The 22949-nt window shown below is 62.0% G+C and carries 16 protein-coding genes, 1 tRNA gene and 1 rRNA gene; 12 read left to right on the top strand and 6 right to left on the bottom strand.

Annotated features, from left to right (window positions below):
• Window positions 1–350 precede the first annotated feature (350 nt).
• Both ASE79_RS06650 and ASE79_RS06645 read right to left on the bottom strand, forming a co-directional pair.
• The gene (locus tag ASE79_RS06650; protein WP_056413754.1) at window positions 351–1196 is read right to left on the bottom strand and encodes an HNH endonuclease; all 846 of its coding nucleotides are present in this window, start codon (window positions 1194–1196) and stop codon (window positions 351–353) included.
• Entirely contained in the window at window positions 1193–2698 is a 1506-nt protein-coding gene (locus tag ASE79_RS06645; protein WP_200910331.1) for an AAA family ATPase, read from the bottom strand. Before ASE79_RS06645 ends, ASE79_RS06650 begins: the two co-directional genes overlap by 4 nt.
• Window positions 2699–2839: 141 nt before the next feature.
• Between ASE79_RS06645 and ASE79_RS20250 the strand changes: the two genes are divergently transcribed.
• The 6 genes from ASE79_RS20250 to ASE79_RS20825 all read left to right on the top strand — a co-directional run bounded on the left by ASE79_RS20250 (window position 2840) and on the right by ASE79_RS20825 (window position 10079).
• A complete protein-coding gene (locus tag ASE79_RS20250) occupies window positions 2840–3067 on the top strand; it encodes a hypothetical protein (RefSeq protein ID WP_082445141.1) in 228 nt (75 codons plus the stop codon).
• 73 nt (window positions 3068–3140) lie between these two features.
• The gene (locus tag ASE79_RS06640; protein WP_056413751.1) at window positions 3141–5117 is read left to right on the top strand and encodes an ATP-binding protein; all 1977 of its coding nucleotides are present in this window, start codon (window positions 3141–3143) and stop codon (window positions 5115–5117) included.
• A 315-nt stretch (window positions 5118–5432) separates the two neighbouring features.
• Window positions 5433–5903: a hypothetical protein gene (locus tag ASE79_RS06635; RefSeq protein ID WP_056413747.1), complete on the top strand. Its 471-nt coding sequence runs from the start codon at window positions 5433–5435 to the stop codon at window positions 5901–5903.
• A 106-nt stretch (window positions 5904–6009) separates the two neighbouring features.
• Window positions 6010–9042, top strand: a complete 3033-nt coding sequence (locus ASE79_RS06630) for an HsdM family class I SAM-dependent methyltransferase (protein ID WP_056413743.1) — start codon at window positions 6010–6012, stop codon at window positions 9040–9042.
• Window positions 9039–9788 (top strand): hypothetical protein, encoded by a 750-nt coding sequence (locus tag ASE79_RS06625; protein ID WP_056413740.1) that lies wholly within the window; start codon window positions 9039–9041, stop codon window positions 9786–9788. Before ASE79_RS06630 ends, ASE79_RS06625 begins: the two co-directional genes overlap by 4 nt.
• 33 nt (window positions 9789–9821) lie before the next feature.
• Complete coding sequence (locus tag ASE79_RS20825; RefSeq protein ID WP_156359573.1) at window positions 9822–10079, top strand: hypothetical protein; 258 nt, start codon at window positions 9822–9824, stop codon at window positions 10077–10079.
• Here the strand turns inward: ASE79_RS20825 and ASE79_RS06620 are convergent.
• Together ASE79_RS06620 and ASE79_RS06615 are read right to left on the bottom strand one after the other, a co-directional pair.
• On the bottom strand, window positions 10053–11150 hold the full coding sequence (locus ASE79_RS06620; protein ID WP_156359572.1) for a hypothetical protein: 1098 nt from the start codon (window positions 11148–11150) through the stop codon (window positions 10053–10055). The two genes, ASE79_RS20825 and ASE79_RS06620, sit on opposite strands and share 27 nt — an antisense overlap.
• Window positions 11147–15199 (bottom strand): hypothetical protein, encoded by a 4053-nt coding sequence (locus ASE79_RS06615; protein WP_156359571.1) that lies wholly within the window; start codon window positions 15197–15199, stop codon window positions 11147–11149. Before ASE79_RS06615 ends, ASE79_RS06620 begins: the two co-directional genes overlap by 4 nt.
• 985 nt (window positions 15200–16184) lie before the next feature.
• On the opposite strand from ASE79_RS06615, the gene ASE79_RS06600 reads away from it, so the two are divergent.
• The 6 genes from ASE79_RS06600 to ASE79_RS22035 all read left to right on the top strand — a co-directional run bounded on the left by ASE79_RS06600 (window position 16185) and on the right by ASE79_RS22035 (window position 22312).
• Window positions 16185–19493 carry an NERD domain-containing protein gene (locus tag ASE79_RS06600; protein ID WP_056413724.1) on the top strand — a complete coding sequence of 1103 codons (3309 nt, stop codon included), beginning with the start codon at window positions 16185–16187 and terminating at the stop codon, window positions 19491–19493.
• 25 nt (window positions 19494–19518) lie between these two features.
• Complete coding sequence (locus ASE79_RS06595; protein WP_056413720.1) at window positions 19519–20193, top strand: hypothetical protein; 675 nt, start codon at window positions 19519–19521, stop codon at window positions 20191–20193.
• A 439-nt stretch (window positions 20194–20632) separates the two neighbouring features.
• On the top strand, window positions 20633–21028 hold the full coding sequence (locus ASE79_RS21600) for a hypothetical protein (RefSeq protein ID WP_235516782.1): 396 nt from the start codon (window positions 20633–20635) through the stop codon (window positions 21026–21028).
• Window positions 21029–21137: 109 nt separating this feature from the next.
• Complete coding sequence (locus ASE79_RS21595) at window positions 21138–21341, top strand: DUF5818 domain-containing protein (protein ID WP_082445140.1); 204 nt, start codon at window positions 21138–21140, stop codon at window positions 21339–21341.
• A gap of 103 nt (window positions 21342–21444) precedes the next feature.
• Window positions 21445–21861, top strand: coding sequence for a hypothetical protein (locus ASE79_RS06580; RefSeq protein WP_056413715.1), 417 nt, complete (start codon window positions 21445–21447; stop codon window positions 21859–21861).
• Between the two features lie 241 nt (window positions 21862–22102).
• Window positions 22103–22312 carry a ribbon-helix-helix domain-containing protein gene (locus ASE79_RS22035; RefSeq protein WP_156359569.1) on the top strand — a complete coding sequence of 70 codons (210 nt, stop codon included), beginning with the start codon at window positions 22103–22105 and terminating at the stop codon, window positions 22310–22312.
• 54 nt (window positions 22313–22366) lie between these two features.
• Here ASE79_RS22035 and ASE79_RS06575 read toward each other — a convergent pair.
• Window positions 22367–22443: transfer RNA gene (locus tag ASE79_RS06575), tRNA-Met, on the bottom strand.
• An 83-nt stretch (window positions 22444–22526) separates the two neighbouring features.
• Window positions 22527–22641 (bottom strand): 5S ribosomal RNA (gene rrf, locus ASE79_RS06570).
• Between the last annotated feature and the right edge of the window lie 308 nt (window positions 22642–22949).

The raw sequence follows: 22949 nt of genomic DNA, 5'->3' as shown, positions 1-22949 counted from the left end.
ATACATGCGCACCCACTTAAGCGCGACCGCGCCGACCGGGAGCGTCACGGCGTCCTCGGTTGGGTGGGCCGTCGCGAACCCGGGTTGAGCGTTCAGGAGAGCAAGTCGCAGCTGATGCTCAAGGCGGCTACCGCGCAGCTATGTCCGTCCCCGGTCACATCGTGACATTGAACTGGACCATGCCCGGTTGCCACGACGGGCAACGCTTGCCCGAAGCAGGTTAGTCTCCGGACTCCATTCCGGTTTTGCGGAGGACGTGCGGCAGCGCGATGACGGTGTGCTGAGCAGTAGGTGAGCCGTCGTAGGATAGAGCCGGCGTGGCGCGGAGGGCCAAGGGGCTTTTCGCGGGCTTAGCTGAACTCGGCGATCCAATCCTCGACGTCGGGATGGCCGGCGAGCGCCCGCAGCAGCACCGCGCGCCAGTTCGCGCGTCCGAAGACGTCGGCGCTGTTTCCCGCCTGCAGTAGCAGGAACGCGCGGACGTCCATGCCGCCCGTCTGCAGGTAGGCTGCGCCAGCCTCTAGCATCTCGGCGATTTCGTCGTTGGCGTCCTCGCCGTAGCGTTCGAGCAGGTGGAGGCGGTCGAAGTGCGACCTGATGAGGCGCCAGTCGTCATCATCCATGCCGGCCTGCTCGATGGAGAAGCGCGCTCCGACGCCGCGGAGCGGCGGGGCCACGAGCAGCGCGACCTTCAGGAAGTCTGCGTCCGGGATGGCGTCAAGGTAGAAGTGGACGAACCTGCGCCGGCCGTCGCCGTCCAGCCAGTCGTCGTCCTTGATCGTGTTGCACCTGAAGCAGCAGGGGACGAGGTTCAGCCCGTTCACTGCGAACTCCGGGAACCGCGTCGCCGGCAAGTAGTGGTCGTGCGTCTCGCTCTTGGTGGTGCCGCAATAGGGGCAGTACTTGAGGCGCCGCTGCGGCTGCGCGTCCTTGATGGCCTTCTTGAGGGCGAGCAGACTAAGCGTCTTTCCGTCGTAGCATGCCCGCAGCTGGGACCGGATGGCAAGGAGCGGCGAGTTCCCGATCGCCTCGAGCTCGTCATCGGCCGCGCGGTCCAGCAACTGCTGGTAGCGGTCGGAGATTGCGGCGTGGTGGGCCACCAGCACGGGACGGACGGGTGCTTGCTTGCTGTCGCGGATCGCTACGTAGCGCGATAGGTATGTCGGGTTGTTGCCGAGCGCGAGCAGGTTCCTCATCCGGCGTCCCGTCCGGCGTAGAGCCCGATCAGAAAGGACTGGGCCGCCATGCTCAGGCCGCGGGGGAACAGGGTGAGCACCTCCTCGGCGGACATCTTCTGCGACAGCTGGCGCAGCGCGGCCTTGTAGAGGCTCTCGACCTCGAAGGTCTCGAACACGTGCCTAGTCAGTTCGGTAACGCTCTCGCCGAAGCTCTCGATCTCGAGCAGGTCCCCGACCGTCGTGTCTCCATCGCGCACGAACTGGACGACGCGTTTCGCCGGGATCTCTTGAAGCACGACGGGAGAGTGGGTCGCGACGATCGCGTAGGATTGGAACTGCCGCAGGATGTGGGTCAGGACGACAAACAGGCTGGCGACGGCATTCGGGTGGAGGTGCGTCTCGGGTTCGTCGAAGAGCACGAGGCTGTCGGGGCGGATCCACGCCAGGACGGCGGTGACGAAGTGCACAAGGATCGCCTGCCCGGAGCTCAGCTCGTCGAGGAGGCGATCGCTCCCGGCCTCGCCTTCCGTTTCGTCGGAGATCTCGCGGCGCAGCCGGTCAGCGGTGAGACCCTGCTCGTCTCCAAGGATCTCAAAGATGTGCTCGACCCATTCGCTCTCGCGCTGAAGCCCGCGGACGCGGGACCGGTTAGCGTTGTACGACCTCGTTAGGCTGCGCTGCGAGAAGGCGCCCTTCTCATCCCGGATGCCGCAGTAGACGTAGCTGCTGTATGGCGTCGCCTCCGGCCGCCTGAACCGGTCGAAGGCGCTAAACGAGACCGCGATAATCCGTGCGAACACGGGTCGGCCATCGGGAAAGCGCTGCTCCTTGAGCGTGAGGCGCTCCTCCGAGATGCGGTCGATTTGCGACAGGTCCGCCGCCAGCTGAGACAGGAAGAAGGTCTTGCCCACGGCGTTGCGGCCGATGATCGCGGCGATTCGGCCGGGCAGCTTGTCCGTTGGATCGAGGTCGAAGCGCGACGTGGTCGGGATGTCCCCGCCGATCAGCTTGGAGTAGGTGAAGGCCGGTTCGACGTGCGCTTCCTCGCCGCGCACCCACGTCGCGCCGAAGCGGATGGACCGCTGCGCGCCGTTGGTCCGCATCATCCCGTTGCGGAAGGGCGGGTGGGTTTCGAAGTCTGCGGCGAGCGCCGGCATCAGCGCGATGTCGCGTAGGGCCCGCAGGACCTCGACGGCCTCCGCCGTTCCGAATTCCCGACCCAGCCGCTCGTAGTATTCCTCGCCCTGGCCTAGCGAGATGTAGGTGTCGGGGAGCTCGGCGAACGATGCGGGCGGCTTGGTGCGCGACTTGACGATCGTCGAGGACCCGTATGGCGTCTTCTCCAGGATTTTGAGCTTGCCGTAGTCGGTCCGGATGCCGCGTCCATCGAAGTGGTGGAGGTCGAAGCGGACCTGGCTGCTGTAGTCGTCCCACCCGTCTCCCTGTATCACGAATGTGTTGCGCAGCTTCGCCGGGATCGGGGCGCGGTCCTCGATATGGATGAACTTGTAGTCTGCCAAACGCCTGCTCCCGACCCTCTCTCTAATTGATGTCATATCCGACGTGCGGGGCCGGGGCCACACGGTCCGGCCACCGGCGCTCGAAACCGCGGCGACGTCACAAACGCTGTCCGTTGTGTCCAAGGAAAGACGGGGGATTCGATGAGCGAGGCGACATGGGGCAAGGCTGCTTCGCCGGAGATCGACTGGCGGATGAGCGCCGCCCTCGAGAATGTGCCGCGCGGGGACAAGGAGTTCGCTGAGGTGACGAGCCTGCCCGAAGCAGACACCTGTTCATGCTGTTCGATCAAGCCTTCTGCAACTCACGCAGCGACGCTGAACGGCGAAAGGGGATCTCCCGGTAGCGGCCCGTCGCGTGAGGCCCGGTAGTGAGGACGATTGATGTGATCGATTGCCACACCTGCACCGGTTCGCCTAAGCCGTGCCGTGAAGGATCGACACTGTGACCGCTGAGACCGATACGCTCGTCAAACCCGACATGGTGGCGGTGCTTCAACGGACCCACGTCAGCAAGGATCTCCACGGCTTTCTGCTGCCGACGCTCGAGGCGGTGTCGAACGCGATGCACGGGATCGAGGCGCGCTTCGGCGATGACGCCCGCAAGCAGGGCACGATCGAGATCGCGATGTCGAGCATCAACGATCCCCAGCACCTGATGATCTCAATCACCGACAACGGCAACGGTCTCGAGGACGGCAACTACCGCTCGTTCAAGACCCCGTTTTCAGGCCACAAGCTTCAGCAGAATGGCCGCGGCTTCGGCCGCTTTATCGCCTTCAAGGTGTTTAACCGCATCCTCTACTCGAGCCGGTTCGAGGCACTGCCGGCGCCCGACAAGCGCACCTTCCGTTTCGACATCTACCAAGAGGACGAACTCATCTATCATGACGGCGAGCCGGACTTTGGGCATCTCGGCCTTCGCGTCGACTATGACGAGCCCCGCCCCGAGTGGCACGAGCTGATCGCCACGCTCGACGAGAGCGACATCGCTGACCATATTGGCAGCCACTTCCTGCCGCATTTTCTTTACCGCTGGCTGCCCGAAATCACGATCCGGTTCGACGACGCCGAGGCCAGCAGCATCACCGCCCACTTCAAGAACGTCTTCGTCCAGTCGGAATCGGGCTCGTTCGACGTCCAGATCGATGGCAGGGCGGAGACGATCGACTACTCGCTGACCAAGGTGCCGCGCACCCGGTCGTTCAAAAACCACAGCCTGCTGTTCGCCGCGGGCGATCGCATCGTCGGCAATCCGCGCGATCTCACCAATCTGCTCGGCCAGCCAGCCTTCATGGACGATCAGGACAAGCCCTACATCGTGATCGGCGTTGTAAGATCGGACGCGTTCGAAACGCGGCTGAACGACGCCCGGACCGGGATTAACATCTCGCCGGCAATCATCGAAGAAATTGTCAGTGCGGTTGGCGACATCATCCAGTCGACAGAAAAGAGCCAGATCGACAAGATCAAGACGACGCAATCGCGCGATCTCGAGACTGCCCTCCTGGAAAATCCGATCCTACGGATCGGGCTCAAGGGTCAGTCGATATCGAGTTACGTCGCGGGCAAGCCGAACAACTGGAAGGCGCAGCAGTTCGTGTCGGACCTCGCGATCGAGCGTTACCGCGTGTCGCGGGATCTAACTAAGGCGATCACCAGCGCGGCCAACGATCCCGACAACTACATGGCCAACATCAAGGACATCGTCGACAAGATCGATGCCTCCAACAAGGAGGCGCTCGCCGAATATGTCGTCCACCGCAAGAAGGTGATCGAGCTGATCGAGGCCGCGCGCAAATATGGCTCGACCGGCACCCACGCGCCTGAGGACACGATCCACGATCTCGTCTTCCACCGCTTCTCGGACAGCGTCGATACCGACTATTTTGAGCATAATCTGTGGCTGGTCGACGACGCGCTGGCGTTCCTGCCGTACATCTCGAGCGACCGCGCGATGCACGGCAAGGGCCGCAAGAAAGGCGACAAGATCGCCGATCTCGCCTTCTTCGATGACAGCCTCGTCCTCGGCGACAACGACGGTACGACGATCACGATCATCGAGTTCAAGCGTCCGAGCCGCGACGATTATCGCTTCGGGGACGTAAAGCACGATCCCGTCATGCAGGTGATCGAGACTCTCAAGGGCGCCACAGCGGCAGGCGGGATCGCACGGACAGATGGCTCGCACTTCGCCTTCCGTGGCGTGGTTCGCCGGTTCGGCTACATCGTTGCAGACCTGAAGCCGTCTCTCGTGACCGTGCTGCGCAACCACGACTTCAAGAACGACTGGAACCCAGACATCTACGTCCGCTATCGGGACAACGAGCAAATCTTCATACAGGCGATGGGTTATGACACGCTTATCGCGCATGCCAAGAAGCGCAACCAAGCCTTCTTCAGCGTTCTGTTCGGCGAATAGACACTCGAAGGCTTATGGCCTTGGCAGCCCATCGATCGGATCCGGAAGGACCCAATAGCGGTCGTTCAGAGCATCCTATCCGCTCCCCAACTCCGGCCGCCCGTTCATCGGCTCACGATCACCGTGCGAGATCGCCGAAATGGCGTAAATTGGGACGAAGCTGCCGTTCCCACAACGCTCGTCAACGACCGCTTTTAGCGGATGCAGACGCTCGAGGCTCCCGAACGGCTGCGACGATCGAGAAGCGCCCCGAAGCGCTCACCAAACCTGCCTGATCGCGCTTGCGTTTTTTCCTGTTGTTGGCGACAAGAAAAAATGGCGTTGGCGACAATTCAGTTTACCCAAGAGCAAGCGCGCGACATCGCAGAGGTGTCGCCAGGCGACGTGCGTGCCTGGCGCAAGGCGGTACCCTATCTGGCTGACAAACCTGGCAAGGCCGCGCGATTCACCTTTGCTGACTTGGTGGGTCTGGCGATTACTAGCGAGCTGACCAACCGCTTCGGAGCGAGGATCAGCGACATCGGGATCAGCGTAGACAGACTGTTTCGCGAACTCGCCGACGCGCGCCCCGCGCATCTGGAAGGTTTTATTGCGCTTATCGGCTCGGCATCCGCTGGCCTCCTGACGATCGGCGATTTCTCAGCGCGGCAGATCAGCGAGCCCACGCTGGTCGTGCCCTGCGATCCCATCGTCAGCCGGATCGGAGCGCGCATGATGCCCTCGACGCCCAGTTCGGCGCAAAGTGCGCTTCCTTTCCCGCCGCAGATCCTCAAGGCCGGACGATGAATCGGGTCCGTTTCGAGTTTTCGGCCCGCGGCGCGTCTGATCCGGCGTGGCAGCTGGGCGGCGTTCCGCATAGCCTTACGCTGCAGACTGCCGTGGCGGACGGACTGTGAACGAAGTCGTAAAGATCGATTTCGTTGAGGCGCTTCGGCAATTTGGAGCGGACGAGGCGGCGTTGCGCCTGCTTGATATAGATGGTCCTGCGCTTCTCCCCTATGCGACGTTGCTGTCTGCCCGCAATGGCGGCGATGAGGATCTCGAGGCAGTTGTCGGCGTCTATGAATGGCAAGGCGCCCCGCTCGTCTTTCTCGTGGTGGCCGACCGACTAGGCGGAGATGAGGCGCGCCTCCAGCGGATCCGTCGTGTGCTGGCGATGCGCGGCGACGCGCCGTATCTGGGGGTCGTCGGAGCCGGACGTCTCGACATTTATCATATCGGCCTTGACGACTGCCGGGCGGCTGAGGCGCGGGTGGATATCGGTATCGCGGCGGGGCAGGAGATCGCGACGCTGGCGCATTTGGCCAATGCCCGGCCGGGCCTGCCCGCGGGCAACCGGCAATGGATCTCGCAGGTCGTCCTGAAACTTCTCGGTGGCTCGATCGATACGCTGAAGACGGTGTGCGGCGTTGATGATGACGACGCGATCTCGCTGGTGGGACGCGCCCTTTTCACGCGTTTTCTGGGCGATCGTCACCTGCTGGGATCGCTCGGGGTCGACATCCGCACGGCAGCGGGACTGTTCGACGATGCGGCGAGCGCTGCGGCGACGTCCGACTGGCTCGATGCCACCTTCAATGGCGATTTCCTTCCCACCTCCGTGGGAATTTGGGATCGGTTGCCGCTAGAAGCCTTCAAGGTGCTCGGAGACATCCTGCGTCGTGCGCCCGGAGGCCAGCTACTTCTCGGTTGGGAAGAGAACTGGGACAGTCTGGATTTCGCTCATATCCCGGTGGGCGTGCTCAGCCAGGCTTATGAGCATTATCTCCACAGGCACGCTCCAGACCGGCAACGACGTGAAGGCGGCTTCTACACGCCACGCCCGATTGCGGACCTGATGGTTCGCGGCGGGCTGAACGCGGTCGCCCGCACGACGCCTGCCTACGCAGCCCGCATTCTTGACCCCGCCGCGGGAGCTGGCGTCTTCCTGATCACGGCCTTCCGCCAGCTGGTGGCGGAGAATTGGCGCGTGTCCGGCCAGCGCCCGGACACGCATGAGCTGCGCCGCATCCTCTACGACCAAATCACTGGCTTCGACATCAACGAGGCGGCCCTTCGGTTCGCCGCACTCGGTCTCTATCTCATGTCGATCGAACTCGACGCGCATCCCGAACCAGTAAGGAAACTTAAATTCGAGAATCTTCGAGGGCGCGTTCTCCTCAAGATGAGCGACGAGGGACGGGAGAGGCCGCTGGGAAGCCTCGGGCCGGCGGTAGGCGATGAACATATTGGCCAGTATGATCTTGTCGTCGGCAACCCGCCCTGGGCGACCAGCACCCGCCTGTCCGGATGGCATGTGGTGCAGGCGATCATCCATCGTATCGCAGCCGAGCGTTTGCCGGCGCATTATCCGCCCCCGCCGATCCCGAACGAGGTGCTCGACCTACCTTTTGTGTGGCGCGCAATGGAATGGGCGAAGCCGCTCGGCCAGATCGCCTTCGCACTTCATGCTCGGCTGCTGTTCCAGCAGGGCGATGGCATGCAATCGGCACGACGGGCGTTGTTTGCGGCGCTCGACGTTACGGGTGTGGTCAATGGTGTCGAATTGCGCCAGACCCGGGTGTGGCCGGAAATCGCGGCACCCTTCTGCATTCTTTACGCCTGCAATCAGGCGCCTCCACAAGGCGCGGGATGCCGCCTTGTCAGCCCCCGGTTGGAAGCGGCGCTCAACCAGTCCGGCGGAATGCGGATCGATGCGACCAATGCCGAACTGATCACGACGCAGGAGATCCTCGAGACACCGGAGATTTTCAAACTTCTTTTCAAGGGAACTCGGGCCGACGTTCAGGTCTATGAACGACTAAGGATTCATGCACCTGAGCGCCTTGGCGAATATTGGCGCCGCCTCTTCGGGGTTGAGGCTGGGCGAGCCCGTTTCACCGGAAACGGGTACCAGAAGCTGAGGAACAGCAGCCGTATAAGAAAGCATGGAGATGGCCTGCCCGGCGTTGCGGCTGACTATTTACACGGCCGCCGGGAAATCACTCTAGAGTCGATGTCCAATATTCTGGTCGACGAGGACGCGCTTCCCTTCTTCACCGAGGCTCGCATCCATGATCGGCGGGCTGAGACATTGTTCGACGGTCCGATCGTCGTCGTCCAGAAAGCGCCGCCCGCAGCCCTCGGGCGGATCAAGACAGCTGTCGTGCAGGGCGGTGCCGTCTTCAATACCAGCCTGTACGGCTATAGCTCGCGAGCGCACGATGATGGATTACTCGTCCGCTACCTTAGCCTTGTCATCGGCAGCAAGATCGCTCTGTGGCAGGTGCTGATCACCAGCGGCGAGTTCGGCTTCGAGCGCGATACGATCGAGAAGGCGACGATCGACCGACTGTTCATCCCGACGGTGGAGTCCCTCTCGTACGATGATCGGGCCGAGGTGCTTCGACTCTTCCAACTGGTCCAGGACGGCGCTCGGGATGCATGGAACGAGGTCGATCATTGGTGCGCCAGCATCTATCATCTGCGTGAGCGCGACCTGCAGGTTGTGACGGATACGCTACAGTTCAATCTGCCTTTTGCCGGAAACCGTCGTCTCGCCCAAGCTCCGGCTGGAACTGAGGCTGTGGACCAATTCTGCAAAGTTTTGGAGGCCGAATTGTCGCTGTGGGGACAAAGGCTAGGCCAGCACATCGAAGCGCTTCCGGCTGCCAAGCTGGACGCATCGCCTTGGCGGGGCATCCGCATCACCTCCAGCGTCGCGAGCTCGAAACGACAAGCGGTCCAGCATATCGACTGGGCCAAATTCCTGCCTCTCGCAGACCATTTCGCAGCGACCGAGGTTATATTCGAGGAAGCGCGTAATTGCCTGTGGCTCGGTAGGCTCGACCAAGCGCGCTACTGGTCAGAAAGCCAAGCCAGACTGGTCGCGCAACGCTTAGCCTGGGAGCATATGGATGTGCTCAAGGGGCGGGCGAGCGCGTGACCACCCGCTCCTCCGTCCCGCGTCCCGAACAGATCGACGAGCTCACGCGTGGGATTGAGCTGCCATTGGCAGCGCTGCATGAGGAGCACCTAGCGCTGATCGCGGACATGATCGCGCTCGCCTGGGGTGACCTTGCTCTCAATCGGGCGAGCACTCTGGCGACGGGATCCGAAGCCGAGATCAACGCGCTACTGGAGGCCCGCCTAAGCCGCTTGCTAGACGAGCAACCGTTGTGGGAGCAATTGGTCCGCTCTGTCGCGCGCGGCAAGGAGACGGTGAGTTTTGACGGAGCACACCTCGAAAAGCGCCCAGATCTTTCTATTTTCCTGTCCGGCCGGTCTCCGGCCTTTCCCCTGGTCGTCGAATGCAAGCTCATCGATGCGCCTGACGGCAAGTCCGGCACTCTCTATTGCAACAACGGCCTACGCCGCTTCCTGACCGGCGAATACGGCTGGTCGGGCCGGGACGGCTTCATGCTCGCCTATGTCCGCGACCAGTCCAAAATCGAGTCTTGCTTGTTGCCGTTTCTTGCTGCCGGCCGAGATGCAGAACCGGACCCCTTTGCAGTGAGCGACTGGCCGGTCGAGAGGGGCCATGCTGTGCTTGACCTAGCGGCAACGCGGCATGCTCGCGCTTTTCGTTACCTAAATCGGACAGCGCCAGCCGATGCGCCTGGCCCGATCGCAATATGGCACCTCTGGCTGCCCGCCTGGACCGGCGGCACTACCTCAGCGATCGAAACCTAACCGAACCCGTCCAGCACGAAGCCGTCTAGCCGGGTGCGCTGGGCCATCGGGGTTCGGCTTTCGATCATTTACAATATCGGCTTCGTGACAGCCCGCACGATCGCCGAGGCCGACGGCACGCAAGAGCTCGCGGCCTATTTGAAGAAGCCGGGCTATGGCTTCCTGCGCAGCTATACCCAACCCCCTGCGTACGGGACGGACCCCACTTGGAGCGAACACATTGGCGTCGGTGAAGCGCCTTTAAAAGGGATGTCCGAACCCGGATTAATCCGTCCGCTTGTGCTCGAGTAGCGCCGGTCGCGGCAGCGATCCGATCGCGTGTCGCGCTGCATCGACTGGCTGGAAGCCCTCATAATTTGGCTGCATGACAAAGCGCCACAACGGCATCCGGTTCAAGCCTTCTCTCGAACGAAGCGAAGTGAACCATTCGGCCTGGATGGGCGCGCTGATATCGATGACCTCACCGCCTGACATGGTTCGCTGCGCATAATAATGGGCGAACATCCGGCTGAGGCTGCCAGCCATTTCGAAACCTTGATAGCTCAGCTCCGGCGGGCTGCTCTCGAACTCGATCGCGAGAAGGTGCTTTCCCGCAACTGCGGCGCGGGCGTCCGGTGTTTCCCAGTCGCTATAGTTCATGACGGTCCAGGCTATCTGCTGGTCGTGCGGGTGCAAGAGCTCCTGGCCGTCGCAGAAAAGCTGGGCTTTGCCGATGGTGACCAGCACACGGCCGTCCTCACCGATGTCGCTGGTGCGATCAGGATCCATCGTCAGTCGCAGCGTTAGCGGCGCCCGTAATCCAAGCGTCTGGTCGCCGACCGATGCCATCTCATTCGCCTTGATCGCATCCATCATGTCGAGCGTCAGGTCTTGGTCGCCAGGAGCAAGCTGCTCAGGATCGATCAACGTCCAGATCGACCACCGAGCCCAGAAAACGGCGAGTTTGAGCGCTCCACCTGTCGCCTGCGCATAGTTGTTGAGCGCACGCCGATAATCTCGATTCAGGATCTTGCGGCGCTGGCGCAAGGCGTTCCGGACGTAGACATTCTTCACCTCGACGAGCCAGTTCGACCCATCCTTCAGCACGATCCGGAAATCGGGTGCCTGCATGGGCACGGCGGATTGGAGGGGACCAGTGTCCTCGGGCTTGATCATCATGACCTCGCCCAGGCTTGTCACGAGGTTTTCGAACATGGCCTCGGCGCGAAGACCCTGGAGAAAAGTCGGATCCGACATTGCCCGCTTCATCGAGTCGTCGACATGCAAGCCGAACGCTGCCGGCATTGCGGGATCATTCAGCGAAACCCCCTGGCTCGCGCCAAACCGGGCGACCTCACGCAAAAGGTCGAAGGGCTTTCTCACGCCTTTGGCTCCTTGGGGTTGAGCCAGCGCAGGACCTCTTGGCAGACCGCCGGGTCGCCCAGATCTTTGACGAGCTCGTCATTGGCAATCGTCGCGGGGCCGCTCCGAAGCCAAGTGATCGCTGCATGGCCTGTGGGAAGGAGTACCTCCAACGCCTCAGCCACTTCCGGACGCTCTTCGCGGGTTAGCCAGATCGCAAGGAGAACGAGTACGCGCCGCTTCGGGCGCGCTGCCAGATACTGTGCGAGCTTGATAATGAATTCGCTCTGGCCACGATAGGCCGCGACAAGCACGAGCGAAGCGGCGACGCTTGGCATGCGGGTCGCGACTGTCACCGCGTCGATGTCGGCGACAACGGCCGCATCTAGGCTCTCCGATTTGAAGACAAGGGCATGGGCAGCCGCTCGTCGTACAGCTGGCCGACCGGGCGAGCAGGCGCGATCTAGCAGACGCTCCTGCATCGCACGCCCGCCATGCGTGACGAGGAGTTCAAAGACGTCGTAGCGGAGCTTTGGATCGGTGGTCTCGATCCCGAGCGTGTCGAGACGTTCAAGATTATCGCCTGGCAGACTTGGTAGTGCCGCAAGCGCGGCAATCGCCTGGTGGGCGATGGGGAAGTGATCATCCTCCTCGTATCGCCTATAGGAAGCAGACCACTGGTCATGTGCCAGCGACATCAACGTCGGAACATGGTCGGGATGGGGTTTTGCAACCAAAAGCGCCACCAGAGCCTTCCGGACCGGACTCCCCTCCGCCTTTGCCAGTTCGAGCAAACCCGCAGGAAGTGGGGCTTCCAAGGGATCGCCGACCGCCTTGAGCGCGGGCGCGACGACATCGGCGAACATGTGGTCAAGCGCGTCTTCGACGATGGGGTTAAGGCCGAGCGCGATTGCGGCGGTTATCGCCTCGGCACACGGATGCGCATCCTCCCAGGTGACCCTGGCTTCAGCAAGCGTTGCCTCAATGTCTGGCCCGACATTGGCTCCCAACACCGCGTATTGTTTGATCCGCAGCCGCCGAACGTCAGGGCGTGTTCCGGGCGTAGCTGCTAGCAATGCTGCCGCTGGTGGCGGGAGCGGAACGATCTCGGCCGCATTGCTTCGCAGCGAGCGGGCGGCGTATGCGATAGCCGCGTAGTCCGCAGGCAATAGGTCCCTGGCGGCGTTGGCTTCATCTTCTTCCGGGTTCCGAGCGCCGTCGTCCGGCTCATGGAAAGGCCCGCTCCTGGCGCGCTGAGCGAGGATGTGGCTAAGATCGATTGCGAGTTCGACCGCTCGCTCCTGTTCACCCGCAGCGATCAGGCCATCGAGAATTCGCGGCAACTCTTCCCGGCGATGGGCGATCAAACATGACAGTGCTGCCACCCTGACATCCCTGTCGTCGAGCCCTTTCCGGATTCGCTCGATAAGGCGATCATGGTAGGCATCGTCCCAATGATGACGAAGCGCGTGCCAGATCGCATCTTCGTTCTCGCCGTCTCGGACGATTGACCAGGCACCACCAAGCTCCTCTGTGCTGGGCGGCATCCCGTCGCGCGCGTCGGTTGCGAGCGATCGCATCCAGTCCGCCTGAAGGGCTTCAGCCTGAGGATGCTGGGCCAGCCGCTGCCAGCCTTTGACCTCACGCACCTTATCGACATAGGCGCGCAGGAGCTGCTGGGCTGTGTGCCCGTCGCCTTGATCGGCGAGATGCTCCATATATTCGTCGGAATAAACGCTGTTGATATAGGCGAGGCGTTCCTTGCGGTCCGTCTCGGGGTCGGTCGGTGTGGGCGCCAGTTCAGTGATAGCGGCATCCACAATGGCTTCGAACCCGCCGAGGTCGCGCAAGGCACCCTCGGCCAGCGTGTCGACGACCGGGTCGAACCCATTTCGGACGATCCCTGCGGTCGCCTCGAGATACACTGGGGTCAGATCGGACGAGAGGCGCTCGAGATCAGCCACGAGCTCGGAACCGTAACCAGTTCGATCATTCGGCAGCATCTCACGGACAAACCGTGTCGCGATCGTCGGCATCGGCGCTGCATGAGCCATTCGATCGTACCAGTCCTGGCCGTGCCCCGGCGAACTCCAGTGCATCAGATTGGCGAAGGTCCTGTCGGGCCGATGACTGATGTATCGAGCGAATTCCGCTCCAACGGACGCCTCCGATCCGATTGCGGCTGCGATCCGAAAATGTTCAGGAATGCGCGTGGCGGGATCGGAAAACTGTTGATCGATCCAGGTGTCGATCGCTTTTTGCGCGGCGGGTTTCGCCGATACAGCCAACTCCTCCACGCGACCTATCGCTTCCAGAATACGTGCAGCGATCCCCGATCCCCAGGCAGCCCCAGGGCCGTCTGGATCCGTCAACACGTCAATCAGTGTCCGGAGCACGACAGCAGCAGGAACAGGCTCGCGCTTAAGCGCGGCCTGAATGCCAGCTTCCACGCGAGGATGATAATAGGATGCGTCGCCTTCACCGACGCGTAGATTGCGTGCGGCAGCAAAGAAATCGATAAGGGGTTGGACGCCGCGGTCCAAGCGGTCACTGCGTTCCGCTAGATCGACTTCCAGCGATCGAACGGTCTGGATCGACAGCTTCTCGCTCGCTTTCAGCAGTGCCCAAATCACAGCTGCGGCTGCGACGTCTTTCCGTTCTCGAATCTGCTCGGCAACCGTTAGCTCAATCGACTCCTCATGCGCGCGAGCCATCGCCGCTTTGATGAAGCCAGCGCCGTTATTGGGCTCGGGTCGCCCCGACGTTCGCATGGCATCGAAAAACTTCTCGATCTCGAGCGGTGAGGCGAGTTCGTCGAGCACCTGCTTTTCAGCATCGGCGGCGAGCATTTGCACATCGCGAGGCAGGGTGTTGATCCGAGTTCGATAGAGTTTGCTGCGCTCCTTTGGGCCGTAATGCTCGACCTCGAGCGGCACCAACCACGGCTCGATGGTGCTGAGGACGCCAGCCGATACACCCACGTCGCGCCGGGTTGTGACGACGATACGCCGATCATGCGTGGCGCCGGCAAGAAAGCGGGCGAGCTGGTCGTTCCAGGGCCGGCTGGCTGGCTCGAAATCGAAACGGCCCCACGGATCCTCGATGTCGTAAAGGACGGGAGGATCGGTCTTGTCGTCGCGAAGTTGCTGTGGTCCTTGCCGGATCGGCTTTGATGCCATGCCTGGATTCTCGGCGCGCAGCTCCTCGTAAAGCTTACGCGTCGCGAGGGTCTTGCCCGTTCCCGACTGTCCAATGATCACGGCGGCATACCGGGGCGAGCCCATCGCCTCACGCAGCGCCGACCAGTTCTTGGGATAGACATAGTTTTCGAGCTGGGGCGACGTCGCAAGATATCCATCATGTTCCCGGATGATGTGGGCAACTTCGTCGCGCTGCCACCGGCCACCGCCGACCCGCCGAACGCGCATGCGCGCCTCCTCGCGCAGCTTGTGGAGGCATTCGATCCAGCGGGAATAGGGAACCCCAAAGCGATCGATGAGGAGACGCTTGATCTCCCCGACCAGCCTGTCCTCGTCGAGGTTGGGTATGATGCCCACCCGTCCAGCAGCCTTGGCGGGAAGGCTGGAAACCGTCGTCGCTGGCATTCCGCTTGGTTTAGGCCAGCTTCCTGCTCGGCCGACACGCAGGCCTCGTGTTTCACCGTTTAGGCCCGCGCTTGTGATAAGAAGGTATCGAACGTCAGGGTCCGCGAGACGTCGCGCCGCGGAGAGCCGCCGTACGCCGCCATGCTTCAGGAGAGCATTGATGCCTGCGACCGACCAAGCATCGCCTCCACGAAGCTTGGCCTGCACGACAAGCTTGTAGCCGTCTGCAGAGACTTTCGTCGCCAAGCGGCCTGGCTCGGTCTCAATCAGCTCCGCTTCAATATCCTCCTCGGTGGCTGGTTCGAGCTCGATCGATTGCGCAATCTTGTTTGCCAGCAGCAGATCTAGCGCAAGCCATACCGACACATCGACCTGATAATCATATCCAGCGAGGGAATGGGCTCCAGATCCGGCGCCATCATCGCCCTCTTCGACCGGATGCGAGGGCGTTTCACCGTCAGTCATGCAGGTGGTCCCCGCCATCCACGACAACGTGTCCCATAGCGTTTGAGTATGCGCTCTTCATGCTAAACAATCTGCCATCGGGTTCAGGCTTAGCCAATCTAAGATGCGCGATCGACAAGTAAGACGGAGCGAATTTTCGAGCCCGGGGACGACAGAAGGCGGCTCTATATCAAGTCAACGTCGAAATATTTCCCGCTCAGGGCTCATTGCGACGCGCGATCTAAAGGCTGAAGTACTGGAGCCCGGCTAAACCCAGCGCGGCTCACACCGCCGAGCCGGCAAAAACCGACGGTCGGCAAGTAGGAAGTGTCGATATGCGCTCTTACGTTTGACGGGCGCAAAGCCGACCGACTGGTTCCGGCGCTCCGAACGGCGGATTCCAGCAAAAGCCGCCTCTCGCATCAATGACGCTGAGTGGCTTGAGTTGGTCGCGAGTTGCCGTCCAGTTCCCTCCGTAGCCTGACCCATTTCAGGCCATTCAGCGCGGTGGACCGGCTCATCTAAATCGGACACCCATTCACTTACCGTTGCAGCGGCTGCAGAGGGTCACGAAAACATCTATTAGTCGCGCGCACGCTCTGGATGGACACGGCAGCTTTCTGTTGCGCATCGGGCCACGTAAGCGCAACGGCCACGGCCTCCCGAGTACCGTCGGTCGCGAGATGTCCTTCGAGGGTCTGAATAAGCGATTTGATCTCGCTCTGAACCGCCTTAGACCGGCGCGGCCTCTCCAAAGTTTTCAGCACCGCCACCATTTCCGCCGGCGAGCGCTCTTTCCGGAGTCTGCAAAGGATTTGGTGGACCGGGGACGATCCATCGCTCGCCGGTCGGGGTCCTTGGGTCTGCTGCAGCGTCGGTTCCATAGCGTCCTAATCACATCTTCGGCCAATGCTGTCTCCGCATATTCCCGCGCGCAAGCAGTGCGATCGCTCTCGCGCCGAAGATCGCTGCTGCATTTGGGATCGATGAAATATAGCCTGTGGAGATGCCGACCGCTCCATCCATGATGCCCGTTTTCCAAGGTGACCCGATCACGAACGCGGCCGAAGCCGCGTGCGTTCGCAGTCTCAAACGGGATTTGAGCGAGGCCGGCGTTGATGCTGTCATTCTCGCGAACCTGACAATCGGACCAAAGCGACGCCAGATCGACCTGATCGTGGCGACAGAAGCGACCGCGATCGTTGTCGAGGTGAAAGGCTATATCCATGCCGTTCACGGCGCGGTGGATGGTCCCTGGGCACTCGAACTGGACGACGGCTCTTACCGCGAGCTGGACGCGACCAATCCCTATCGGCAGGCGCTCGAAAACCGGTTCGCGGTGACGGACGCTTTGCGCGGGGCGCAAGGCACCGATCTCAAACCCGCTGTTGGGGGCATGCTCTGTCTGTACCCATCGCCCCCGGTCGGGTCGGGGATACCAACGGGTGACTTCAAGGCCGCGATCGGCAGCTACTCCGACCTGCTCGCCCTGTTACGGCAGCCCCGCCCGGATGCGGTAAGCCTGGAGCGGTGGAAGGCCTTTGCGCGGTCCCTGCGATTGAAGGACGAGAGCGCACGGCATCCCACGGAAGCGGAGCAAATCGTAGCGGACTATCTCGCCGCCCATCAGGACCTCAGTCGCGCGACGCTCGGGCCTTATATCGAACCGCTGTTTGTCGAGGAGACTACGACACAGCGTCTGGCTACGCGGTGTAAAAACGGCGAGCAGTTCCAGATCGTCGGCGGCTCCGGGAGTGGGAAAAGCGAGCTTCTGAAGCGGCTGGCCGATGCGTGTGCGACGTGCGGAAATCTTCCGGTGTTCGTTCGAGCGCGCGACTTCGATCGGGATTTCGGGCGTCTGCTGCGGACGGCAACGGCGCGGTGTTCGAACCGGAGCTTTCCAGGCCTGGCCAAGGCTGCGGCGGACGCTGGCGCCGAGATCATCCTTCACGTCGACGCGCTGAATGAATGCCCCACGGAAAGTCGGCCTGATCTCATCGCGGCGCTCCAAGCCACGCGAGTCAACTACGGCGTCCGCGTCCTGCTTTCGGGGCAGCAACCGGTTAGGTTGCCAGCGACTCTGTCGGGCGCGACTCTTGCCCTCAGGCAACCGGATGCGGCGCAGGCACAACGCATGGTCGAGGAGCACATCGGTCGAGCGATGACCACACCCGAGACCGGCACGCTTGAACTGGTGGCAACGGCGCACGACGCCGCCATCCTGGCGGCCTGCCTCGGCCAGGCCAAGGCCACCGATGGACGCTTCGCGCTCTATCACGGCTTCACCAGGGCGCGGCTAAAGGTGGCCGGGGCGCAAAGCGTCGACCAGGGGCTCGCGGCGCTCGCCACCGCGATGCGGACGGCGTTCGTCTCCGCCATGCCAAGGGCTGCGGCGGCGCGGATCGTCGACGCCAAGGACGGCACGGCCATGGAGGCCGCTTGCCAAGCCGGTCTTCTGTGGGAGGAAGCGAACAGGGTCGGCTTCCGCCATGACCTGATCGGTGACTTCTTCGCCGCCGAGGCGCTGCTGCGCCGCGCCGGTTCGCCAGCTGAACTCCAATCTCTCGTCCGCCAGCCGATCCACGCGGAACTGCGCGAGTTCGTGATCGGTGGCTGCGCGACCACGCGCGAGATCGCGGCGCTTCTCGAAAATGCGTCGGACATTCGAATGCTGGAAAGCGCGCGTTCGGGCCGCGCCGGGGCCAAGGCCAAAGGCTTCGTCCTCGACCGGATGCGCGACCTGATCGGACGGCTCAAGGAACGCTACGCGACGGTCGCGCTGTCCCTCCCCGAGGACTTCGAGTCGGCGCGGCGACTGTCGTCGCTCGTTCCGAGCCTTGGCGAAGGTCACGGGGACGGGCCTGGAGACGCGCTCCACCTCAAGCTCATCGCCGCATCGGTCGGGGACGGGTTGCTGCCGGAGCTGCTCGACCTGTTCGCCGAAACCGATCGGCGCTTGGCGGCGGAGGCCGACCGCCTCCGGGCCGAGCATCCCGGCATCAGGCTCGCCTGGCGCGCGGCGGCGTTCGAAACTGTCTATGGGATGCACCACCATCCCTCCGGTGGGCGGCACCTGCAGAACATCCTCCACGACATCCAGAACGACTTCAGGCGTGACGATGGCGAGAACGGAGTCGTCGGGCTACGAGACATGCTGGACCGGTTCGAGGAGCTGAGCACCGGTCAGCTGTTCCTGCTCATGTCGATCCTAAGGCGCGCGCACTCGACAGACCTGCCGTCCCGCTTCCCGGACCTGCTTCGGCACATCTGGAGGACGCAGGTCTACCATCTGCGCCTGATCGTGTGTGACCTGATCCGCTTTCGCGGTGGAGACCTTGACGAGGACGATAGGGAGGCAGTCCGCGCGTCGCTCGACGAGTTCATGACCGGCGCGAACCCGTTCTTGAACTCCATCCTGATCGACGCGCTCGAGGGCGTCGACGGGATCGAGACCGACTTCTCGGTCGAGGACGCGGTCAGGGAGTACGAGACGATCCTGGAACAGCCGGAGTCGCCGAATACGCGGTCGCTGGCTTTGAGCGCACTCACCTCGACCTACGACCATCCCTACCGGGACACCTACTGGGAGGCGTTCTACGAGGCGCTGGCGCCCGGGAAGCGCCAGGCCCTGCTGCTGCGCGCCCTTCGCGACGAGCGCGGCGACCCCTGGCTCATCGCCGATGTGCTGCGGGCGATGGCGCGCGCGCCGGACAGCGCGGCGGGGCCGGAACTGCAGGCGCTCGCGCAAGCCCCGAAGCTCACGGACGGCTCCCACCAGTACGCGGTGATCTGCTTCGCGGACGCGATCCGGCTGCTCGCGGCCCTCGCGCTCCCCCTCAGTCCGCCTGATGCTCCCCCGTCGGACCCGGCGGTCCGGGCCTGGTACCGCGCGGCGCCGCTGCTTCATGCGCTGAACGGCGGCCCGTCATCGTCGCTTCCGGCGGACGCCGTGCCGGACTTCGTCGGCTGCGGCACGGCGGAGGCCTTCGACGTGATCCAGCGCCTCGCGCGCGAGGCGCGAAATCTCGGTTTCCACGAGCATGCCAACATGGCGTTCGACGTGATGTGGCCGGAGATGGTGTTGGGCCTGGTGCGGCGCGTGCTCTCCCGAGGCTACGCCGCCCGCTCGGTGTTTCCGCATTTCGGCACGTCCGGCTCCCTTCAGGACGAGCATCTGGACGCGGCGTTGCAGATCCTCGCCCGGATCGGGCGCACGACGGACATGGCCCTGGTGCAGGATTGGCTCGGCGATCCCGCGCATGGCGAGCAGGCACTCAGGACAGCCCGGGCGATCGAGGCGGAGCCGGTCGCTTGAAGACGTTCGCGCAGGAACAGGCCAAGTGACGGACCTCCGTCCGATATTTCTGGGCGTGGCGTTGCGGCCGCTTCGCTCCGCCTATCTCGCCGGGCATGCGTCGCTCGTTGCGGAATACGATGCGATCGTCGGCGAGGTGAAAACAGCCGTGGAAGCCCGCGAGGCCGGTCTGGCGGAGCCCGACTGGCAGAACGAGGAGACCGGGCAGACGCTCCCCAACCTCGAATATCAGACCCTACGCGGAGAGATCGCGGAAGAAGCCCTGCAGGCGCACAGGAAAGCGTTCGTCCTGATGACGTTCCATGCATGGGAGAAGCATGTCTGCGATTACATGGAATGGTCGGAATATCAGGGACAGAAGGGATTCGGGGATCTCAAGGCGAATGGTTGGACCATAGACCCAAAGGGGCTGGAGCTTCTTCGGAAGGTCGCCAACTGCATCAAGCACGACAGCGCCGAGCTTATCGATTTCGACGACAGCCTTTTCGGCGATCAGCTCATTCTCTTCGGCACGGATGGCATGTTCACAAAGGCGAGCAAGGGCAAGAGAGTCAGTCGCGAAGGCTTCGGGACCAACTGGGAGGATGCCCTGCGCTTGACCAACGAGCATGTCCTCAGGTTCTTCGACATCGTTGAGCGGTCCGGTCAAATCGCGTCGAGAGGCGCCGCCGGGGCCGAGAGAAGATCGCCCGATCGCTAGCCGTGACCGCAATACCAAAATGCCATCAATAGGGCTCTGCCCCGACAGCAGGCTGCACGTTACTTAGCCTTGTGCGTCAAGGCTAGTAATGCCCGGTAATTGCCAGTCAAACTCAGGCTCAGATCTTATTGATTTAGCCGAAAATGAACATGGCGGTAAATGCGATAGCTGACAGGAAGGTACAAGCGCATCGATCGTGTCGGGTGTGGATACGGCGCTACCTAGTAAGCACGCGAGTGTCCGGCACTGCTTCCGAGGAGTTAGTCGACGAAGGTCAATTTCAGCAGGCTACTCCTCCAAAGCAGCCGTCTCGCTTTCCACCAACAGACGTTCGAGGCCCCCGCCCCGCCACATGAACGAACGGCAGTTTAGTCGGTCGGATGCCAGAAAGCAGACAGGCGGCTTTCCACCAGTTTTACCGTAAATGCGGACGGTCCGCATGCACCGTGATGGCGCCGTTCATTCTTTGAAGTTGCGCGCTCCTGCCGCTTTGGGATCTGCTGCCAAAACGCGGTGCGGTTCTCCATTAGAGAAGCTTCTTCCGCCTGCAGATAGCGGGCATTTTTGGCCGAATGACCTCAGCCAACCGGCCGTAAATGCCCCTGCCGCCCCCGCGACGTTTATGATAAAAGGCGGCATGCTCAAGACAAGAATGAAGCGGGTCGCCGATCGCGGCGATCACGCCGTGCGGCGCCTTGCCGAGATCGAAGCCTCGATCGCGGACCTTTCCAACGAGGATCTGCTCGATTTGGCCGACATCTTTAAAGCCGAGCCCCGCTCACCAATCGGGGATATGGCATTCGCTGAAATGGCGCGGCGGAATATCAGTCTTTAGAGACCGGTCAGGAACGAATTAGCAGGATCAGGCGACTACCAAGGAGCATCGGCTGCCCCAAGGATCTCCCGCAATTTTGCATTATCATTAACGGAGCGACGACATAGCGATGGTGGCGATTGGTACGCGGATCAATGAGATAGGCACCTTGGTCCGCGATGGCGGAGCCTTCTATCTTCGCCGCGATGTCGGTGGCCGCTACGAGCTGGAATTGCATCGTACCCCCGTAGATCTGGTAGAAAAGCGCGTCCGGCTCATCGGCACACTGGTTGGCCCGAATCTGGTGAACGCTGACGGCGTTGCGCCAGCTTAGTTGGCTGGACATTCCCGTTCAGTCGTCAGCCACTGGCCGCGATTCTGATTCAACCTGACTCATTGGCGTTGCGCACAAACCACGAACGGGCATCATCCGTGCCATGGAACAGCGGATCATTCATGCCTGCGGTCATGAGCAGACTCATCATCTTACCGGCTTTGAAAGCCAGCAGGAACGTAAGGCCAAGTGGCTGAAGACGACTACCTGTCGAGACTGCTTCGTTGCGGAAAAGCGGGCTGAGGAGGTCGCTGCGGCAGCGTTGAGCAGCGCCGCTGTCTCACACCTTGTTCTTCCGCCGCTAGCGGGGACCGATCGGCAAATCGGATGGGCGTCGACGATCAGGACCAAGCGGCTCGCAGCGCTAACCAACTCAAACAGCGACGCCGACTGTAACGCATGCCTTCGGGTCACTGACGCCAAATGGTGGATCGATCACCGCGATCTGACGGACGTCGATCTGATGGCGGCAGTTACGAAGGCATCGGACATCCGAAACGTCACGGCAGTGACGGCCTAGACGGCATGATCATCTAGCTGAAGCCGTCGCACGACCCGAACAGCCACTCAAACGTTAGGCGGCTTAAAAGTCTACTGCCAGACGTGGGCGGGAGGTACTTCCCGCGGGATGCAAAGAGCTGTAACGCAGATCTGCCTGGACGCAGCATGCGGTGAAATTCGAGCTACAGCTGCTCTCAGAACGATTGGTCTAATGCCGGATTTCGGGTGACACCCTTTGCACAAGCAGCTAAGTCTGGGGTATGGCCGCACTCCATTCCCTGCATGTATCTCTGACGAAGACAATATGTGACTACGTTCGTAGTCAGGTAGCTCTGGGACATTACGAAAGCGCCAGCGAAGTTGTTCGTGATGCTCTTCAAATACACGCGGCGAGTAAAAATGTAGATCTTTTAGCAGAGGTTGCTGAACCGTCGTCGCATCGACCGCGAAAGAACTCGAACGTAACTTAGTACCCTACAAACAACAACGCCGCCCCGAGGGGCGGCGGTTGTAGTTCTATGATTTGGTTGCGGGGACAGGATTTGAACCTGTGACCTTCAGGTTATGAGCCTGACGAGCTACCGGGCTGCTCCACCCCGCGACATTCGCTTTCGCGAAGGGGGTATGAGACATGGTGAATGGGTTTTGAGCGTTCCTTGTGCGTATCGCCGCACGGGCTTCAATGCCTGGCGACGACCTACTCTTCCATCGCTTGAGCGATAGTACCATTGGCGCAGTCGGGTTTCACGGCCGAGTTCGGAATGGGATCGGGTGGGACACCGACGCTATAGCCACCAGGCAATGGAGCCGGTGCGACGATACGTTGGGGAATGCTTTGGGTACCCCGTCGGCGCTTTCGCTGAGACGGGGCTTAAAATCGATACCGTGCATGGTTTGTAGCCAGCCTCTCGGAACACCGAGTGCTGGTGGTATTCGACCAATCCCTCGACGGCGAGGGGATTGGCAATCTGGCGTTCGACTTGGTTATCATCCGCACGCATCGTGGCTAGCTGGGCGAACCCAGTGTTGTCATTGATGGTGTGAGACTCTCAAGCGCGAATAGAGCAATTAGTATCGGTTAGCTCCATGCGTTACCGCACTTCTACA

It is taken from the genome of Sphingomonas sp. Leaf28 (assembly GCF_001421685.1).
GTDB lineage: Bacteria > Pseudomonadota > Alphaproteobacteria > Sphingomonadales > Sphingomonadaceae > Sphingomonas > Sphingomonas aurantiaca.
The sequence above is the reverse complement of the archived record's forward strand: the minus strand, read 5'-3'. Positions and strand labels throughout refer to the sequence as shown.

Excerpts from the sequence above, each read along its gene's own strand:
- ASE79_RS21600 (WP_235516782.1), top strand. The coding sequence starts at position 20,633 with ATGCACCGTGATGGCGCCGTTCATTCTTTGAAGTTGCGCGCTCCTGCC.
- ASE79_RS20250 (WP_082445141.1), top strand. The coding sequence starts at position 2,840 with ATGAGCGAGGCGACATGGGGCAAGGCTGCTTCGCCGGAGATCGACTGG.
- ASE79_RS22035 (WP_156359569.1), top strand. The coding sequence starts at position 22,103 with ATGGCCGCACTCCATTCCCTGCATGTATCTCTGACGAAGACAATATGT.
- ASE79_RS06615 (WP_156359571.1), bottom strand. The coding sequence starts at position 15,199 with ATGACTGACGGTGAAACGCCCTCGCATCCGGTCGAAGAGGGCGATGAT.
- ASE79_RS06600 (WP_056413724.1), top strand. The coding sequence starts at position 16,185 with ATGCCGACCGCTCCATCCATGATGCCCGTTTTCCAAGGTGACCCGATC.
- ASE79_RS06650 (WP_056413754.1), bottom strand. The coding sequence starts at position 1,196 with ATGAGGAACCTGCTCGCGCTCGGCAACAACCCGACATACCTATCGCGC.
- ASE79_RS06580 (WP_056413715.1), top strand. The coding sequence starts at position 21,445 with ATGGAACAGCGGATCATTCATGCCTGCGGTCATGAGCAGACTCATCAT.
- ASE79_RS21595 (WP_082445140.1), top strand. The coding sequence starts at position 21,138 with ATGGTGGCGATTGGTACGCGGATCAATGAGATAGGCACCTTGGTCCGC.
- ASE79_RS06635 (WP_056413747.1), top strand. The coding sequence starts at position 5,433 with ATGGCGTTGGCGACAATTCAGTTTACCCAAGAGCAAGCGCGCGACATC.